Here is a 15449-nt window from a genome sequence, read left to right on the forward strand (position 1 = left end):
ACACCGTCGCTGCAGCAGCCCTTCCCTGCTCGTGGCGCTGGCTCCGTGACCTTCATCAGCCCCGTCCTCCATGGGCAACCGTAAGGTCGTGCGTATAATGCGTTTTCTCTCAATGACTTAAGCTGTCCAATGAAAAAACTGCTCTCCGTGCTAGTGCTGGCCCTCTCTGTAATTAATCACGCTTTATCAAGCCCTCCATCTACGTTTTCTGAAGCTAAGGTCGTTGCAAAACAAAAAATCTATCTCGACCAACCTTTTACATGTTCGACAGATACAAGCTAAGCATGTCTCGTCAGCAGCAACAGCTACTGATGGCCTGGGACAAGCAGTACCCGGTTTCGTCTTGGGAGAAAGAGCGAGATCGCCGCATTGCAGCAATCATGGGGCACTCCAATCCATTCGTAAGTGGCGAGCGTCGATGGTCACAAGGGTACAAGGCAGTTGGTGACGGGGTCGTTAGCGCGATTCCTGTTAATTCTGCGCGAGTAGCAGCCCAGCCAACCCTCGCGAGCGCGAACGGGATAGGTGTGATCATCGGTAACCGGAAGAGCCAGGTGTATCACCTCTCAGTGGGGTGCCCTAGTTATGGTCAGGTGTCCGAGAAAAATCAGATCTCCTTCACCTCAGAATCTGAGGCTCAAGCGGCGGGATATCGCAAAGCAGGCAACTGCAAATAGTTGTTTTTCGTTGAGACCCGGCCTTGCGAAACCGAGGCCGGCACCCAACATTAGACTGATACATGCGTCTGTTTTTGCGATTTTCATACTTCATAAAGTCATTCACCGCAGGCCGTTCCAGCTAAGGCTTGGACGCCACATCTTTCACCATCCAATAAGCCAATCGATGGCTGTGAACGAGGAGTAGAAAATTGCTTAACCGTCCCGACAAAGACGCGCTCCGTGCACTGCTGGAGTCGCAAGTGCAAGAAAAACTCCAGCACGACCCAGATGCGGTAACGACCTATGCAGCCAAACCTGAACCAGAGCGAAAGCCTTACACGAGCAAGCCCACGGTTCAGGACAAGGCATTTCACAAAGAGCTCGAGCAGATGCGAGCTGACGCCGAAGCTGGAGTGATACATGCGCCGAAGCGCGAGCAGGAGGACGGAGGCGCTCCTAGCCTTATGCTTGATGATTATCCGGATCTGTAAACGTACCAGGGAGAATTTACAGGCGAGAACGGCTTGCCGGCTCATAGCAACGGAGACCAAATGTGAAAAAGCTACCGATGAAAATCGTCATCGAAGAATGGGATGGTGACGGTGCGATCCGAATTCCCGATGAAGCGCTGCAGGAGCTCGAGCTGGATGTCGGCGACGCTGTGTATCTAATAGAGGAATTTGTAGGCAACACGCGCTGCCTTGTCCTATCAAAAAAGCCTCAAATCGCAGATCGGATAGACGAGCTTACTGAAGCCTGGGATAGCGCACGGCTTGGTACCGCCCCGGAGAAATGAGGCAGTTGCAATGCGTCGTGGCGGGCCAAATGTAGAGTGACTCGCCCAAGGCACGTGAGAAATCGGGGGCGAGCCGGGCTTAAGCCCGAAGAAACGATAGCCTTAGTAGCTTTAGCTCCACAGCCTAACAAGTCGCCTAAGCATTCATGGTCAGCCAGCTAATTGGCTTTCGTCTAAAAACCTTTGCAGCGGATCGAATTGCTAAATTGCATCTCAGTCGAAACCAGCGCGGCCTGCACCACAACCTGCTCGTAGACCTGCCCCTGAATATGGCTCTTCCTGTCCTTGTTCTTCAGGCAGCGTATGCATTGGCCCGAGAGGTGGCAGGTGTGCATCAGATCAGGCGGGAACAAGCGCTACGGGGTTTGAACCATCAGCGTTGGTCGAGCCTAGTCTGTAACCTCTTAAACGCTCAACTGCCGAAGCAATACGACGTGCTGGACGAATACCCACGACATTTTCGGAAGGGCGTTACATACCTATGAGTGCCTAGGTCAAGCCACTTAGCACAGTAGGTAACGCAAGGTAAAAATAAGCTAATCATCTCTGTGCAAAGGCTGCAGCTACATTGCCTGACTTTATATAAAATCCTGCTCCAAAAGTTGCCAGCCCTCGGCAGTACGCCGCTCCATCATATCAGTGCATGCACTGTCAGTACGCAGTAGGTAGAGCCATCCGTGCAACACAAGATCTCTAACCACTGCATGCTCAGCCAGAACTTTATCGATCATTTTCTGGGGCGCCTCGATTACTACACTCAGACGCAATGGACGATGTATCCAGCGCTCGCCGTCATGCAATGATTGCCTCGCCAGACCAACACGCAGATCGCCGCCATTCCCTTCAAACACTCCAATGCATCCACCTACGACGTTGTGCAAAACCTTGTTGCCGCTTCCGAAGCGCAGATTGTCGGTGGTGGAGGTCAGGTACTGCATGTTGATCCAGTGCGCAACCACCATGGGGGCCGTCATGATCAGCTCCAGCACCTGCCCCTCTTCATCCTGTCGCCAGTCATAATCGTGCAGGAATGACCGGCCCTGCAAATTCAGTCCCCTCGTTCGTGATCGTGGGGCAGCAATAAAGGCAGAATTACCGGCTAACCCCCATTCCGGACGGGTCTGAGCCCAGTCGACTGCGCGTCTGCGAAGGGCTGCTAGTAGCTTAGCCGGATGCCCGCACAGGTGTGCCAATCCCAAACGCGCGGCGCGCTCGCGTCGGGCAAGTACGCTGGCATCATCGAGGGCCTGGCGCAACGTCAGCCAAGTTGGTCTCAATGTATCCGGAAGCGACTCGCTCGCAAAAACCTGAATTTCGTCGGTAGTGGTGTTGTGCAGCCCTGCCAGCACTCGGCAAGCCACAGGCATGTCGATACCCTGTTCGCGGAGAGCGCTGCGCACTCCTGCATCGTTGAGCATGTCCGCCACCAGTCTGGCGTTGATCTCGCCGCTTTGGCCACAGCACGCACCACAATCTAGCCCGGCTGCCTGAGGGTTATTGGCACTCTGGCTACCATGTCCAAGCAGTAGGATCATAGGCGGGAAGTCGCGAGTCAGGCTCATTGCACGCAAGATGCTCGCAGCAAATTTGGCACGCTGTCCTAGGGGAAGCTCCGGTAGCGTTGGCTTCAGCTGTTGCCACTCATGCGGTCGTAAAGCACTATGATCTGGCGCGGATGGGCGGGACAGCAATCCACAGGCGCGCCCAAGTAGCGCGCCCGCGTAGCCTAATCCCAGCGTTTCAATCAAAGTAAATGTTGATGCAGGCAAACGCTGGAACAGCTGCCACCGACCGGCGCGTTCCAAACGCATTTTGCGCTTGCTGGCCAAGGCGCGGTCACAGACGGCATCGCCGCTGCTGTCAGTAACCGTTAGTTGCGCAGCAAGCAATCCGGGTAGTTGTGGACGCGAGGCATTTGTACCTAGGAGCATATATGCAATAGGCATGCCGAAAAAACCGGCGAATCCACCGGTCTGCACTTGCGGGCAAGCCTGTTCTAGTGCTCTTCTCACCACCTCGGATCGCACGTCTATACAGAAGTAAACGCGCGCAAGCGCGGTGCTATCGGTCACGGACGCTGGGGGTTTTCGCATCATACTCTGCAGCTGCTCCTGCCAAGCCAGTTCTTCCGCCCGTTGCCAAAGCTGTAGTGCCTGCCAAGCTGCGGTCGGAGCCTTTTTTCGCCCTACCTGCCAAGACTTGCGCCAGTCACTCCAGCAACTCTCGGCATCGCGCCTGCGGTCGTCCACCAACCACTCCCAAGCTGCACGAATTGCCAGCAGTTCAAGCAGAATCGGATCATCGCTACCTTGTAGGCGTGCTTGCCAGCGCCGGTAGGCGCACCAAGAAGCCCAGCCGAGGCTACGCAGTAACAGGCAATCGAACCACTCCTCCAAATCATCTTTAGCAATGCCCAAACGTTGCACCGCTGCCGCAATGGCATCCTTCGGGTGCTGGGGCAGTTCACCAATCCGTTCACCTAGCGATCGGCAAGCGCTAAGTACACTTAAGCCGCGATCTTGCAACATTGACTCACGCCAAGCCTGATAGAGCCCCGCCTGTTTAGTCGCACACCAATCGGCCTGATCCTCATCGAACCAAGAGGCGCAGCACTGGCTAATCTGATGAGTTATCAGTGCGGGCCAACCTGCTGACGTAATGTCTGTGTTTGCCATATCCTCCAATAGCGGCATGCCTTGGAAACTATCAAGCGGCTCATCCAGGTACTGCAGTAGTTGCGTCGGCGTCCAGCTAAGAGAGGCTTCGGACAGGGACAAGTAGAGGTGGCGTTCGGCTATACGTTTTTCTTGCCAAGCGAGGCGATAGTCCGCTGGTGAAAGGGTCATGCGGCTCCCTGCGCGTCGCCAGAGCTCCTCGGTCACCTTCGCCCAGGGTTGATCGCGGCGCTCCCAGAGCGGACTAACCGCGATCATGCGATCCAACGGCCAAGCTGGGGCTATACGTTCGCAAGCCTGCAAGGCGATGTCGTGGAGAGCATCTATATCAATGGGTGCAGAGTGTTCAAGCACGGTCATAGGCTGTCTCCTTTCGCATGTATGGGCAGCTGCTGACTGCGTACTGGCCAAAGGCGGAAAGTCAGGCGGGTAAAGTGTTCATCTAGAAAGAATCCGGCGAAAGCCAAGGGATATAGTCGCCGCGCCAGCGCTCCTTGGGGCCTTGCCAAGATCAATGCTTGAATCAAGTAGAGGATGAGGAACATCAGTATCGCTATCAATGCCAGATTCTGTTGGAGGGCACTTGGGGAAGGGCTCGCACCAAGTACATATCCGGCGGACACATGCCACACCAAGTAAATTCCGAGCAACACTGTGAGCGTGCCCAAATTATGCAGAATGCCGCTAAGGCGCATACACCACGGAGCCAGGCCGATAGCGAGGACAGCAAGTGCCATTAGGGGGATCTCATGCGTCGGTAGCAGTTGGCTCCACACTACATGCAGCAAAGCCACCCATAATGCTGCAATGGACAGTGCCAGAAGTATCTGCGAGAGCGTCGCTGGCGGACGCCGCTCATACAGTGCCTGACGCCTCACCTGCGCGACCGTTTCACCGGCGCTGAGGAAGGCATAAGCCTTATAAAGCGAGTGAGCTATAAGGTGTACAAACGCCAACTCGTATAGACCCAGACCGCACTCCAGCAGCATGAAACCCATTTGTGCACAGGTTGACCAAGCCAAACGAACCTTAATGCTGATGCGGGTCATCATCACGAGACTTGCAAGCAAAGCCGTCAGCCCACCTATTACCACCAATAACGTCTGAGCCACCGGTGCGGCATTCAGTAAGGGTGCGAAACGCAGCAGCACAAAGCCCCCAAGATTTACAAGACCCGCATGTAACAAAGCCGAGACTGGTGTCGGTGCCTCCATCACCTGTATTAGCCAGCCGTGTACCGGCAGTTGTGCAGATTTGAGAATAACTGTCAGGATCAGCAGCACTACCGCCAACTGTAGATCCCAGCTCAGAGAACCGCTTAGCTGCAGGCGCGCTGCGACATGTTGGAGGATCATCGCGATGTTACTGTCGTCGGGTGCCTGCACCAGCAATACAGCAGCTATGAGTAAGCAGATGTCCGCCAGACGGCTGGCAAGAAACTTTTTATGGGCCACCACTTGGGCCATTGGGCGGTCATGATAGAAGGTGAGCAGCAAGTGCAGGCTTAGGCTGGAGATGATCCACGCACCGACGAGCACATAAAGATCATCGCATGTGACCACCAATGCTACTGCGGCCAAGGTGCTGAGCAGCGACATTAGGTATCGGCGCTGCCCTTGTTCACCTTCCAGGTAGCGCGATGAGAAGTCGATGATGACCAGCGCCAGTAGGCTAATCAGTGTGGCCATGGCCAAGCCCAGACGGTCATTTTCACGCCCGTCCAGCGCTGCTTGCAACAAAGCTGTTAACACCAGCGCAAAGCCCGCATATCCGGCCAATCGTGCTGACCACCAGAGACGACCGACCGTCGCCTTACCGAATGCCACTGGTAACAGGGCTAGCGCGTAGATCCAGGGCAGCATGGTACTCAGTTGGGGAAGCAAGAATGGCATCAAAGAAACTCGCGAGGGTGATCGGCAGATTTAGTCTTATCCAGTTGCTTTTTTATTGAAAATAGATTGAATGGAACGTATCGATATAAAAAAAAGAACGAATCATGCGTCGACTGAACTTTCATCATCTGCATTACTTCTGGGCCGTTGCCAAAGAAGGCAACCTGACCCGAGCAGCTCAATCACTGCATGTCGCCCAGTCGGCACTGTCGACACAGATTCGCTCCTTGGAAGATCAGCTCGGCTATGCACTATTCATCCGCTCAGGTCGCAGCCTTCTGCTCACTGAAGCAGGTCGCTTGGTTCTGGATTACGCCGAAAGTATTTTTGCGCTAGGCAACGAGTTACAGATGACACTGCAAGGGGGCCAACAGGCCAATCAGCAGCTACGCATCGGCGCCGTTGCTACCCTTTCCCGAAATTTTCAAGAGAACCTACTGCGTCCATTCCTCGGCCGCAACGATGTTCACATCACCCTGGAGTCGGGCAGTTTGGGAGAGCTGTTGGAGAGGCTGGTGTTACACAAGCTTGATGTAGTTCTCACCAACACACCGGTAAGCTCGGATGCGCATCGCTCCTGGCGTTGCCAACTATTGGATCGCCAATCTGTTTGCCTGGTTGGCCCGCCCCGGGACGGGCAGCCGCCTTTTGACCTGCGCCGTGACCTTCAGCATGTCCGCCTGATTTTGCCCGGCCGCAGCAGCGACATTCGCAGTCAATTTGAGTTGTACTGCGATAGCCACGAAGTACGCGCGACAATCTTTGCAGAGGTGGACGACATGGCCATGCTGCGCCTGCTTGCTCGCGACTCCGGCGACGTAGCACTACTGCCAGCGGTAGTAGTGCAGGATGAACTACGCAGTGGTGCTCTACAGCTATATTTGGAAATCCCGGAGATTGTTGAACAATTTTTCGCCGTCACCCAGCAGCGGCATTTCAGTTTAAGTATCCTCGACGAGTTATTAAAAGCTCATTAAGTTTTAATGCAACACTATGTGTGGTAAGTTTAGAGCATTGACGTACTCATGATTCAATTCAGCATTCGCAGCTTAGCAGACTTGAATTCATTTAATTTTTAACTGCGATCTATTATATTCAGTTAGTAAAAAGCTCAGCACAATGAATTCGAGCTAAACTTTCCGACTCGCACAATTTAGCGCTGCCAACCCCAAAAACTCTAGCCTTACGCTTAGAAAAAAATTTAACCGCGCTAACTAAATTTTTCGGAACAGGAAATTATACATCACAGTTAATCCACAGCAGGCACACACATTGCAGGTAGTCTTTTCCCGGATGACGAGAGACAATTGCTCATCATGCTGCTATATTAATAAATACAGGCCAGCGTGGTTCATCTCGTCTGGTCGACAAAGTAGTGAACGTATTTGAAGAAGGTTTTTGTGGATAATTTACAGGCATTTAGATACCTAAAACTGTCCGGATTAATATATGTGCGCACTCCTCCATGGCTTCAGCCAAGCATCGGCCTGCAGTTTTTGTCAGCAATACAGGTTAGAAGGCTTCGGCCTTCAGAGTCCCGCCGACTGAAAAATGGCCTCACCACTGTAGTGAATCGCCAATTCAACGGGTATTCTCGCTGCCACGTTCGCCAATCATTAAGGGATGAAGGCGAAAATAGAAGCCCCTAAGACGCGAACCTTCGGGGCTTTGCATTTTTGCATCACGGCCACTGTAATTCGCTGCTGCGAAGTGTGCATCGCGGACAAACTCGAACGCCAGGCGACCTAGTTTTCCGACCCCAACCAACGCATCATCACAGCCTTGTTCAGCCAAGCGTTCCGCGAGCGCGTCCATATCGTTATCGTCAGAAATCAGCTGGTATATCAGGGTGAGCGTACATCCATCTCTATTCCTCTCCCCCAGCAATTTCTTGACTGTCATTTATTCTGACGGGGAAAGTGAGCAGGTGCCCATGAGGTTAGGACAGTCTAGCCATCTATTGAGGCAACCCCTGGCTTTGGCGACGTCGAAGATCTGACTCTGCAAAGCCAGTATGAGCGTGTCCAAAACTCGGTAGCGTGCCAGCTAGACCAAACCGTACATCGCGTCTACACCTACACGAATCAGTAGCTCTACTTTATTTGAGATCGGAGAAACGCCGGTTTTCTTGTCTGCGGAATTTCTGCGCACCCTGCTCATGCTCCGAGCTATCTTATGCCTACAAGATTCCTCGCAATCCACCCTGCAAATCGGGATATGATCGCGCTCTACGACTCAGATAGCACATGACTTATGGCCATCGATTTACAGGCGCTCTACCCCAAACTGATCCACCTAATGCTGGATACTGTATTTGTGGTTGATGAAAGCGACCACATTGTTTTTGTGAGTGATGCCTGTAAGGCCCTGTTGGGCTACCGCCCTGATGAACTGATTGGCACCAATATCACCAGCTATATGCATCCTGAAGATTTGGATGCGACGCGAGGTTCGATTACCCGGGTGATGAATGGTCAACCTCATTTCGATTTCCGGAACCGTTACATCCGCAAGGATGGGGCATTCGTTTACATCTTGTGGGCTGCATTCTGGTCGGAGGAGGTTGGTGCTAGGATTGGGGTCGCAAGAAACGTTACAGCTTTAGCTCAAGCCGAGGAGGAATTGCGCTTCCTTGCTCATCATGATCCGCTGACAAAATTAACCAATCGTTCGCTCTTTAGTGATCGACTGATATCGGCACTGCAGACTGCGCAGCGCCACGGTAATGAGCTAGCTTTGCTATTTTTGGATATCAATGACTTCAAGAGTATCAATGATGTCCATGGCCACGCAGCGGGAGATCGTGTTCTGTGCATTATTGCCCAACGTCTCAAAAGCTGTGTGCGTGAGACAGACACCGTGGCTCGGATTGGCGGCGATGAATTCACGGTGCTGCTGACAGACGTCCAGTCGAGGGACACGATTTCCAAAAAGCTAGAGCAGATTCATAAAGTCATGGCTGAGCCATTGGGCCCTGAATTAGGTACACTCAAGATGCCATTGTGCAGTATAGGAGTTGCATATTATCCCGAGCACGGAAAGGATGCCGATACACTACTCACCCACTCGGATAGTGAAATGTATCGTATGAAGAGATATCGCACCTTAGAGAGTTAAGAGTGGGGCGATAAGTCGCACTAAGAAGCTTATAAGAAATGATGGTAAATTGTCGTAGAAGCTCTATGCATCGTTTGACGACAATTCAATAGAGACTTATGCGCCCCCCCTTGCTGACAATGGCTGAGTCAGTCGTTGTTGTGCGAGTAGTCGTCGAAGTATTACTTCTTTCAGAATCACTAGGATTTCATCCTGGATCACTGCAGCCTGCTGGGGTTCGTTGCCATGACTGAGTTCAGTCATCTGCAAAAGCCTCGAGCGCAGTGAGCAGCTTGGCAAGCTCAGCCAGGTTGGCTGCCGTCACGATGTCATATTCTCCTCGACTACTCAGCCGATATACCTCTCGAGCCTTTTTGACCCGTTCCAGTAGAGGAACAACAATGCCTGACGCTCTTTCAAGAAATTCGTTAATGTCTGCCCGTGTTTGAGGGATCTTGTAGCCTTTGGCCGCGCTTGTGATGATTACGTCCGCATCCCGAAGCTTGGCAATGCCACTGGATCGGATTCTCTGGCCGTTGACCTCTCCCAATCCGCTGTCTTTTAGATGGGCCATGATCTCCGTAGTTAGCACGTAATCCTTGGTGACGAATTCGCTTTGAAATCTTAAGAACCGCAGGATACTTAATTGCAGGCGCTCATCCTCATCAGGGTGTTCACCAGCCCGCTCGCTAAAACGATCAGCCTGGCGGAGAGCTTCTTGGTGTACCTGGTAGTCTGCATACCCAGATTCATCCGTCGGTGGTGGCAGAAGAGACTGGTACTTGGATGGCCACTCAAGCATTCCAAGAGTCAGGCTGCGTAGGATCTTTTTGTAGGCAAGAACTGCTTCTTCCGATGCTTTCTCTTCGTAGATCTGAGCGACTGAGCCAGCGAAGAAATCTGCAACCTGAACCAAAACGTTGTCCTTACTGGCCATCGTCTGGAAGGCATCCTTATCGCCAAATAGGTCGTCCACGAATCGTTCTGCAACGTAGCTTTTGAGGCTCTTCTGAAATTCCTGGCCACCATGCTCGTCAACGATCATCTGGAGGTCAGGGTATGCGCGGAACAAGCGTTCATAGAGCAACCCGTTCACGTATTTTATGAACGAGGTCTTGATACGGAGGCCACCGTCTTTGTGAATTCGAGACTTATCAACGGCGGTGAAATAGAGCTTGAATGGCAGCTCGGCGAGCTCATTCAGGATCCGGGCACGGCGACATGAATCCTTCGGCTTTAGATTGCTGGATTTGATCTCACCTGTTTGAAAATGACGCATGCGGAGTGCTTCAGCTTGGGCATAAGCAGCTTCCAGGTCTTTCTCTGCCACCAGAATGGAGCACACGATGAAGAAGCCCGAGCTTCCTCCCTTTGACGTATCAAGGTCGGAATTCCCGGACTCATCCACGAAGGCATATGTTCTGTCCATGAGCATGCTCCATCAACAGCGTACTGAGCGCGGTGGTCGCCCAATGGCAAGGTGGCGAACTTAGTTCGTCGCTGTGGTAGTGCCTGGAGCGGGGCCTTCGCTGAACGTGTAATTGATTACCACGTCATTGCGGATCAAGACATCGAGGGTTTTCTGAGTGCCCGTAGTCGTTACCTTCATGGTGACCACGTAGCTTTGGGCGTGGGCTGAGCCATTTGTGTAGGTGTAGATCCACTTCTCGTCAGTCTCGCTGACAGCACTCTTGGCGTAGGGCTCACCAAACAGGGACTTCAACTCAGTAGTCGTCGTTTTGCCTTTGGTGATGCTCGCTACACTGGCCGACGGAAAGTCTCGTCCTGCGGTGTAGTGGGACGTAGCGCAACCGCCAAGTGCGACACACATCCCCATTACTGCGATGAGCTTTTTCATATCCTTCCTTGATCGTAGAAAGCTCCAAATCTAGCTGGCATCGAGGCTAAAAGCCATCACCAAGGTGATTAGCTACTTTCACGCACTCGCAGATAATGCCTTGCACATGTAGCAAGCCGAGCCAGGGCAAAGCCCCCTGAACTGCTCCGTCTGAGAAATCAGAGGCGGCGCAGAGTCTCGTTGGTTTGCTGCATAGCCCTGCTGCTCAAAAAAGCCTGACGCAGTTGTTGTCAGCAAATGAAATCGAGCGATTCCCTTCTCGGCGGCTTTCGCTTCAATGACCCGAAGCACCGCGAAACCGACCCCCTTCGATCTGTATGTCGACACTACGACCAGAGAACGCAACAACCCGTCCGTACCATGCGTTTCGAATCCTCCCCATGCGACCGTCTCGCTGTCCAGTGTGAACTCAAAAAAGGTTCGGCCCGGAAGATCAATATCGTCTGATGGAAGGTCAGCAGATTTCAGTGCATCGCGAAAGCGCTGCCATTGCCCTCCGGCTATTTCCGTTGCCTGGATCATCATCTCCTTGCCCATCCCCTTATCTCCTTTGCGCCGCTTTGTAGGAACCGTCACGGCTCAAGCCGAAGCAGCAGACATCATATTCGCTTTACCGAATATTCGAAAAAGCGTATATTCGATTTTCCATATACATCGAGTTTCACCATGAGCCCTGCTATCAAAGTGCTTTTCGTGTGCGTTGCCAACTCAGCCCGCTCCCTGCTTGCAGAGGCTTTGTTACGGCACACCGACCCGCGCTTCGAGGCCTTCAGCGCAGGATCTGAACCGTTTGAGGTTAATCTGCGCACGACTCAAGCATTGGAGGCGGTTGGAGTCGATACAACGGGCCTGCGCAGCAAGTCCATCAGCGAGTTTCAAGCTGATCGATTCGATTACGTAATCACTCTTTGTGATAAATCCGCAAGCGAGTGCCTACCAATGCCCAGCGCAGGTGAAGTCATTGCCTGGGATTTTCCTGACCCAGTAACCAGCGATGATACTGGCGCATTTCGCCACACGCTCCACGACATCCACGAGCGCATCAAGCTCTTCGTTTTGGTCAAGACCAAACACCTGGAGGATCTATGACAGAACCCTTGAACCCCACCACCTTATTCAAGTGCCTGGCGGATGACACCCGAGCAAAAATTTCGCTGCTTGTCGTGAGTGAAGGTGAGCTGTGTGTATGCGAGCTAACGGCAGCACTCGACCTGAGTCAGCCGAAGATTTCTCGTCATTTGGCGCTGCTGCGCTCTGCCGGTTTGCTGTTGGATCGTCGCCAAGGCCAATGGGTGTATTACCGACTGAATCCTGATTTGCCCGCTTGGGTGACGGCAGTTTTGAAGGAAGTGGTAGACGCCAATCAGCAATGGCTGGAAACCGAGGCTAAGCGCCTCTGCGGCATGAACGACCGTCCGATCAACCAAGCCGTGTGTAGCTGATTCACGCCCAACCGGATTAATGAAATGCTGATTGCCGTATTGATCTTTATCGCCACCATCGTCCTTGTCATCTGGCAGCCCAAGGGGCTTGGGGTTGGCTGGAGTGCGATGTTCGGTGCCATCGTGGCGTTGCTGGCAGGTGTCGTTACCCTTGCCGACATACCAGAGGTTTGGCGCATCGTCTGGAATGCTACAGGGACATTCATTGCGGTCATCATCATTAGTTTGCTGCTTGATGAGGCAGGCTTTTTCAAATGGGCTGCGCTACATGTGGCCCGGTGGGGAGGCGGGAGCACCCGCAAGCTGTTCGCATTTATCGTCCTGCTGGGCGCAGCGGTGTCGGCCCTGTTCGCCAATGACGGAGCAGCATTGATCCTCACACCCATTGTGATCGCGATGTTGTTGGCGCTGCGTTTTTCTCCTGCGGCTACTTTGGCATTCGTCATGGCAGCCGGTTTTATCGCGGATACGGCGAGCTTACCGCTGGTGGTTTCCAACCTGGTCAACATCGTTTCTGCCGACTACTTCGATATCGGCTTCAACGAATATGCTTCGATCATGGTGCCGGTAAACATCGTCAGCGTGGCAGCGACATTAGCCATGCTGCTGTGGTTTTTCCGCAAAGATCTACCAAAGACCTATGACCTCAACCAACTGGACAATCCGGACGAGGCGATCCACGACCGGGCTACTTTTGTAGCTGGTTGGTGGGTGCTGGCACTACTGCTGATCGGCTTCTTTGTCATTGAGCCATTGGGGGTGCCGATCAGCGCCATTGCAGCGGTCTGTGCATTCATTCTCTATGTCATCGCGGCTCGTGGTCACGCCATCAACACAAGCAAGGTGCTCAAAGAGGCGCCATGGCAGGTGGTGATCTTTTCTTTGGGTATGTATCTGGTTGTTTATGGCCTGAAGAACGCCGGCCTGACCGACCACATCGCGCAGATCCTGAACGTGTTCGCCGGTTATGGCGTTTGGGGCGCGTCCCTAGGTACAGGGCTGCTAACAGCGTTGCTGTCTTCGATCATGAACAACATGCCCACCGTTCTGGTAGGCGCCTTATCCATTCATGCCGCCGAAGTCGATGGTGTTGTCCAGCAAGCGATGGTTTACGCCAACATCATCGGCTGCGACCTGGGCCCGAAGATCACCCCAATTGGGAGCTTGGCAACTCTATTGTGGCTGCACGTGCTCGCCCGGAAAAATATAACGATCAGCTGGGGTTACTACTTCAAGACCGGGATCGTGCTGACCGTGCCCATCCTCGTCGCCACATTGTCCGCCCTGGCACTGCGCCTCAGTTTCTGAATCAAGGAATCGTCTGATGAAAGTCTTGTTCATGTGCACCCACAACAGCTGCCGCAGCATTATGTCCGAGGCGCTTTTCAACCACTTGGCGCCTGAGGGTATAGAAGCCGTCAGCTCAGGAAGCTTTCCCAGTGGCCGGGTGAATCAACGGGCATTGCAAACGCTGGAGGCGGCGGGTATCTCCACTGCGGGCTTGAGCAGCAAGGCTTCGGATGCTTTTGAAGGCTCGCCTCCAGACATCGTGATCACTGTCTGCGACCGGGCAGCGGGTGAAGCGTGCCCAATCTTCTTTGGGCCAGCTTTGAAGGCGCATTGGGGGCTGGCCGACCCGTCTGAGGCTAGCGGGTCGGAAGCCGAGATCACCGCAGCGTTTGAAGCCACACTGGCCAAAATTCACGAGCGCGTGAGTGCGTTTCTTATGCTGCCGCTCAAGACCATGAGCCCTGACCAGCTCAAAGCTGAACTGAACCGCATCGGTTCGCTTTAAAGATCAACCGAGGCGGCGTCCTAGCCGGCGCCGTGGTAGGAGTTTATATGCAAGACACATTGCCGAACGTACACACCGACCTGATCGACATTCCGTCGTTGGAGCAACTGGAGCCGCGTACACCGTCACTCCATAAGCCTCGAATTCTGCTTTTGTACGGATCGACGCGAGAGCGCTCTTTCAGCCGTATGGTGACTCAGGAAGCAGCCCGTTTGCTGGAGGAGTTTGGCGCCGAAACCAAAATCTTCGACCCCTCGGGTTTGCCGCTTCCGGATGACGCGCCCGATACACATCCCAAGGTCGCTGAGCTGCGCGAGCTGATGCAATGGTCTGAGGGACAGGTGTGGTGCTCCCCTGAGCGTCACGGCTCCATGAGTGCAGTATTCAAAGCCCAAATTGACTGGGTTCCGCTTGCGATAGGTGCTGTACGACCTACGCAAGGAAAGACCCTTGCAGTGATGCAGGTCTGCGGTGGCTCGCAATCTTTCAACGTGGTCAATCAGCTGCGCGTACTGGGTCGATGGATGCGGATGTTCACCATCCCAAACCAATCTTCTGTGGCAAAGGCGTTCACCGAGTTTGACGAGGCAGGTCGTATGAAACCGTCCTCGTACTACGACCGACTGGTGGACGTGATGGAGGAGTTGGTGAAGTTCACGCTGCTGTTGCGGGATCGCCAGGATTATTTGGTTGATCGGTACTCCGAGCGTAAAGAGTCCGCCGAAGAGCTTTCCAAACGCGTCAACCAGCGCTCCATCTAACGTCAGCATGAGGAAGCGATATGAGCCAGATCACGATCTACCACAACCCCGAATGCGGCACCTCTCGCAACACCTTGGAGTTGATCCGTAACAGCGGGGAAGAACCGACGGTTATCGAGTACCTGAAGACCCCGCCTGATCGCACCACACTTGCCAGGCTCATCAGGGATATGGGTATCGGGGTGCGGGCTCTTTTGCGTATCAAAGGAACTCCGTACGAAGAGCTTGGATTGGGTGATGCATCGCTGACGGACGAACAGCTCATCGATGCCATGATGGCTCACCCTATCCTGATCAATCGCCCCATCGTCGTGACGCCTTTGGGGACACGCTTGTGTCGTCCTTCAGAGGCAGTCCTCGATCTGTTACCGCAAGAGCAGCGTGGGAGTTTCGTCAAAGAGGATGGCCAAGTGGTCATTGATGAGCACGGTCGCAGAGTCTGATACGACGACGGTGAGGTGCCGCGATTGAGCCT

General features: G+C 53.5%; 16 protein-coding genes and 1 pseudogene. 11 read left to right on the plus strand and 6 right to left on the minus strand.

Annotated elements, in window-relative coordinates:
* Window positions 1-239: 239 nt before the first annotated feature.
* The 3 genes and pseudogenes from ORL50_RS27115 to ORL50_RS27125 all read left to right on the plus strand — a co-directional run.
* Window positions 240-677 (plus strand): annotated as a pseudogene (locus ORL50_RS27115) (endonuclease); the annotation flags it as partial.
* Between the two features lie 191 nt (window positions 678-868).
* Window positions 869-1150: a hypothetical protein gene (locus ORL50_RS27120; protein ID WP_266019642.1), complete on the plus strand. Its 282-nt coding sequence runs from the start codon at window positions 869-871 to the stop codon at window positions 1148-1150.
* 62 nt (window positions 1151-1212) lie between these two features.
* Window positions 1213-1455 carry an AbrB/MazE/SpoVT family DNA-binding domain-containing protein gene (locus tag ORL50_RS27125; protein WP_266019644.1) on the plus strand — a complete coding sequence of 81 codons (243 nt, stop codon included), beginning with the start codon at window positions 1213-1215 and terminating at the stop codon, window positions 1453-1455.
* Between the two features lie 578 nt (window positions 1456-2033).
* Here ORL50_RS27125 and ORL50_RS27130 read toward each other — a convergent pair.
* On the minus strand, window positions 2034-4490 hold the full coding sequence (locus ORL50_RS27130; RefSeq protein ID WP_266019646.1) for a YbcC family protein: 2457 nt from the start codon (window positions 4488-4490) through the stop codon (window positions 2034-2036).
* Window positions 4487-6022 (minus strand): NADH-quinone oxidoreductase subunit L, encoded by a 1536-nt coding sequence (locus ORL50_RS27135; RefSeq protein WP_266019648.1) that lies wholly within the window; start codon window positions 6020-6022, stop codon window positions 4487-4489. Before ORL50_RS27135 ends, ORL50_RS27130 begins: the two co-directional genes overlap by 4 nt.
* Window positions 6023-6126: 104 nt before the next feature.
* On the opposite strand from ORL50_RS27135, the gene ORL50_RS27140 reads away from it, so the two are divergent.
* On the plus strand, window positions 6127-6999 hold the full coding sequence (locus tag ORL50_RS27140) for a LysR family transcriptional regulator (RefSeq protein ID WP_266019649.1): 873 nt from the start codon (window positions 6127-6129) through the stop codon (window positions 6997-6999).
* A 604-nt stretch (window positions 7000-7603) separates the two neighbouring features.
* On the opposite strand, the gene ORL50_RS29215 is transcribed toward ORL50_RS27140, so the two are convergent.
* A complete protein-coding gene (locus tag ORL50_RS29215) occupies window positions 7604-7924 on the minus strand; it encodes a hypothetical protein (RefSeq protein ID WP_266019650.1) in 321 nt (106 codons plus the stop codon).
* 351 nt (window positions 7925-8275) lie between these two features.
* Here ORL50_RS29215 and ORL50_RS27150 point away from each other — a divergent pair, with 351 nt between their 5' ends.
* Window positions 8276-9139, plus strand: a complete 864-nt coding sequence (locus ORL50_RS27150) for a sensor domain-containing diguanylate cyclase (RefSeq protein WP_266019651.1) — start codon at window positions 8276-8278, stop codon at window positions 9137-9139.
* Window positions 9140-9374: 235 nt separating this feature from the next.
* Here the strand turns inward: ORL50_RS27150 and ORL50_RS27155 are convergent, their stop codons facing one another.
* The 3 genes from ORL50_RS27155 to arsN2 form a co-directional block, all read right to left on the minus strand.
* Entirely contained in the window at window positions 9375-10547 is a 1173-nt protein-coding gene (locus ORL50_RS27155; protein WP_266019653.1) for a DUF3800 domain-containing protein, read from the minus strand.
* Between the two features lie 60 nt (window positions 10548-10607).
* On the minus strand, window positions 10608-10976 hold the full coding sequence (locus ORL50_RS27160) for a hypothetical protein (protein ID WP_096143194.1): 369 nt from the start codon (window positions 10974-10976) through the stop codon (window positions 10608-10610).
* 78 nt (window positions 10977-11054) lie between these two features.
* Entirely contained in the window at window positions 11055-11513 is a 459-nt protein-coding gene (gene arsN2 / locus ORL50_RS27165) for an arsenic resistance N-acetyltransferase ArsN2 (protein ID WP_266019656.1), read from the minus strand.
* Between the two features lie 129 nt (window positions 11514-11642).
* On the opposite strand from arsN2, the gene ORL50_RS27170 reads away from it, so the two are divergent.
* The 6 genes from ORL50_RS27170 to arsC are packed head-to-tail and all read left to right on the plus strand — an operon-like array spanning window position 11643 to window position 15417.
* A complete protein-coding gene (locus tag ORL50_RS27170; protein ID WP_266019657.1) occupies window positions 11643-12065 on the plus strand; it encodes an arsenate reductase ArsC in 423 nt (140 codons plus the stop codon).
* Window positions 12062-12418, plus strand: coding sequence for a metalloregulator ArsR/SmtB family transcription factor (locus ORL50_RS27175; protein WP_032894886.1), 357 nt, complete (start codon window positions 12062-12064; stop codon window positions 12416-12418). The genes ORL50_RS27170 and ORL50_RS27175 overlap by 4 nt, the downstream gene beginning before the upstream one ends.
* A gap of 24 nt (window positions 12419-12442) precedes the next feature.
* A complete protein-coding gene (locus tag ORL50_RS27180) occupies window positions 12443-13726 on the plus strand; it encodes an arsenic transporter (protein ID WP_007247284.1) in 1284 nt (427 codons plus the stop codon).
* Between the two features lie 16 nt (window positions 13727-13742).
* Window positions 13743-14213, plus strand: coding sequence for an arsenate reductase ArsC (locus tag ORL50_RS27185; protein WP_266019665.1), 471 nt, complete (start codon window positions 13743-13745; stop codon window positions 14211-14213).
* 47 nt (window positions 14214-14260) lie between these two features.
* Window positions 14261-14974 (plus strand): arsenical resistance protein ArsH, encoded by a 714-nt coding sequence (gene arsH / locus ORL50_RS27190; RefSeq protein ID WP_266019666.1) that lies wholly within the window; start codon window positions 14261-14263, stop codon window positions 14972-14974.
* Between the two features lie 20 nt (window positions 14975-14994).
* Window positions 14995-15417, plus strand: coding sequence for an arsenate reductase (glutaredoxin) (gene arsC, locus ORL50_RS27195; RefSeq protein WP_266019669.1), 423 nt, complete (start codon window positions 14995-14997; stop codon window positions 15415-15417).
* Window positions 15418-15449 lie beyond the last annotated feature (32 nt).

Source organism: Pseudomonas sp. RIT-562 (assembly GCF_026241895.1).
GTDB lineage: Bacteria > Pseudomonadota > Gammaproteobacteria > Pseudomonadales > Pseudomonadaceae > Aquipseudomonas > Aquipseudomonas mandelii_F.